The organism is Sagittula sp. S175, assembly GCF_049800975.1.
Taxonomy (GTDB): domain Bacteria; phylum Pseudomonadota; class Alphaproteobacteria; order Rhodobacterales; family Rhodobacteraceae; genus Sagittula.
Window position 1 is genome coordinate 1 of the sequence record NZ_JBNAGB010000056.1, and the last position, 2,462, is coordinate 2,462.

At 57.6% G+C, this 2,462-nt stretch carries 2 protein-coding genes and 1 pseudogene; 2 read left to right on the forward strand and 1 reads right to left on the reverse strand.

Annotated elements, in window-relative coordinates:
- Nucleotides 1-70: 70 nt before the first annotated feature.
- Nucleotides 71-1,129: an IS110 family transposase gene (locus tag ACP16H_RS26395; RefSeq protein ID WP_425072468.1), complete on the forward strand. Its 1,059-nt coding sequence runs from the start codon at nucleotides 71-73 to the stop codon at nucleotides 1,127-1,129.
- 265 nt (nucleotides 1,130-1,394) lie between these two features.
- Here the strand turns inward: ACP16H_RS26395 and ACP16H_RS26400 are convergent, their stop codons facing one another.
- The gene (locus tag ACP16H_RS26400) at nucleotides 1,395-2,027 is read right to left on the reverse strand and encodes a tyrosine-type recombinase/integrase (RefSeq protein WP_425075110.1); all 633 of its coding nucleotides are present in this window, start codon (nucleotides 2,025-2,027) and stop codon (nucleotides 1,395-1,397) included.
- 292 nt (nucleotides 2,028-2,319) lie between these two features.
- On the opposite strand from ACP16H_RS26400, the pseudogene ACP16H_RS26405 reads away from it, so the two are divergent.
- A pseudogene (locus ACP16H_RS26405) lies at nucleotides 2,320-2,462 on the forward strand (IS5/IS1182 family transposase); the annotation flags it as partial.

Here is a 2,462-nt window from a genome sequence, read left to right on the forward strand (position 1 = left end):
TAATGGGATGTACCGGCTGCTTCACCCAGCAGGTTAGGCTGTGCCTATTTCTGCCAGTTGGAGGAGTAGCATGGAAAAGAAAACATTCGATCAGCTGATGTCCATCGGGATCGACATCGGCAAGGATAGGTTCCACCTCGTCGGGTTTGACTGCGATGGCCAATTGGTGTTGCGCAAGCAGATCAAGCGATCGGCACTCGTCGCGACATTCGAGAAGTTGCCGCGATGCATCGTCGGGATGGAAGCCTGCCTGAGCGCTCATTTCGTCAGTCGAACCCTGCGTCAGCTTGGTTTTGAGCCGCGCATCATCCCCGCGATCTACGTGAAGCCTTTCATCAAGGGGCAGAAGAACGACTACAATGATGCCGAGGCGATCGCGGAGGCGGCGCTGCGCCCGAACCTGCCGATCGTGCCTGAGAAGAACCAGGACCAGCTCGACCTGCAAGCCCTGCATCGGGTGCGGTCCCGCTTGGTGTCGCGCCGGACCGCGACCATCAACCAGATCCGCGCCTTCCTGATTGAACAAGGGATCACGGTGCGCAAAGGGCTTCGGGCTTTGAAGAACTCCTTCGAGGTGATCCTCGAGGAACGCAAAGACGAGATCTCGCCGCGCATGCGGGCCATCCTGATTGGCCTGTATGGCGATTGGCTCTGGTTGGACGATCGGATCGAAACCGTTTCGAAGGAGATTGAACAGATCAGTCGGACCGAGGAGAATTGCGTCAACGTCATGACCATTCCCGGTATCGGACCAATGATCTCGACGGCCATGGTTGCGGCGATTGGCACGGGAGAGGCATTCGGGCGCGGACGGGATTTCGCCGCATGGATCGGCCTGGTTCCCAGACAATACAGCACCGGCGGACGAACGGTGCTCGGCCGCATTTCCAAACGCGGCAGTCGATACCTGAGGATGCTGTTCGTTCAGGCTGCCAAGGTCATCCTCATGCGGGCCAATCGATGGCAGGATTTCAGCTTTGGTGATTGGCTGATCCGGGCATCGGAAAGAATGAACAGGAACAAGCTGGCCGTGGCGCTGGCAAACAAACTGGCACGCATGGCCTGGAGCATCCTGAGACACAGAACCGCGTTTGACGCACCACGAGACGAGGTCGCTGTCGGCATCTGAGCCGAGACGGCCCAAAGGAGTTCGCGACAGATCGAAAGCATGGAACGGAACAATTACGCCCCCAGAATCTGACGGCCCATTCGGTCCTTGTGGACCTTTCCGCTAATTAGATCACGGCGCGTGCGTAACCCCAACAAGGCCACGACCCGCGTGTCGATCAACAGGCCGGATACATATGAGCGACTTCCGAGATCATGCCAGAAAATCATTTGCGAACAGCAGCCGGTACATACATTTGGGCCGTCTACGGAGACGGCCCTCGCCCTCAGAATTCAATAGCTTCGGCGATCGCAAGCGCATCCTCGAGCTCGACGCCGAGATACCTGACAGTGCTGTCCATCTTGGTATGGCCCAACAACAGCTGGACTGCCCGAAGGTTGCCAGTCTTCTTGTAGATCTGCGTGACATTTGTGCGCCTCATCGAGTGCGTGCCATAGGCGCTGGCCTGCAGGCCAATGGATGTCACCCACTCACGGACAATCCGCGCGTACTGCCGGGTCGAGATGTGCAGCCGTTCGTGAAAACGTCCAGGCCACAGGTATTCAGATCCGACCACAAGAGGATCACGCATCCACCTCTCAAGCGATACTCGTGTGCCTTCAGAGATTTCGAAACGCACAGGTTTCTGCGTCTTGCTCTGCAAGACCGACGCGCGTTCCTTGATTTGGCCTGATGCCATGACATCGACCACCTTCATCTTCACCAGATCGCAGCCGCGCAGCTTGCTGTCGATGGCAAGATTGAAGAGGGCCAGATCACGGTGGTTCTCGGCCAATTCCAGCCGCACCCTGATCGCCCAGACGTGTTTGGGCTTGAGCGGCCTTTTCTGGCCGACGATCCGGCCTTTGTTCCAAGCTGGGCGCAAGGCGCGGATGGCGGGTAAGTTTGATGTTTCCATGATGGATCCTCCGATCCACCACGCCCTCCCAAATCGACAACCCGACGTTGACGAAGGCAACATATTACAACATGCTGCATCGGATCCGAAGTCGGCTCTGAGCCCAAATTGCCGCGCCCCGAGCAAGACCTTCGCCGCGGGTGCATTCGTCCGCTCCCAGCCCCTTCGCCACATTTCTCGTTTACACAACTCGCTGCCAAGACACCCCAAGATGTTTATTCTCCGAAATGGCTCTGTTGCACAAATCCTGTGAGGGATTCATGTCGTGAATCCAGCGTGGTAGCTGGACGACATGAGCAGACCCACACCCCCGACCTACAAGACCAGGAACTGGCCAGCCTATAATGAAGCGCTCAAGCGTCGAGGCTCGCTGACAATCTGGTTCGATCCCGAGATGATCTGGGATGCTGCGCCGACCGGCAAACGCGGCCGACA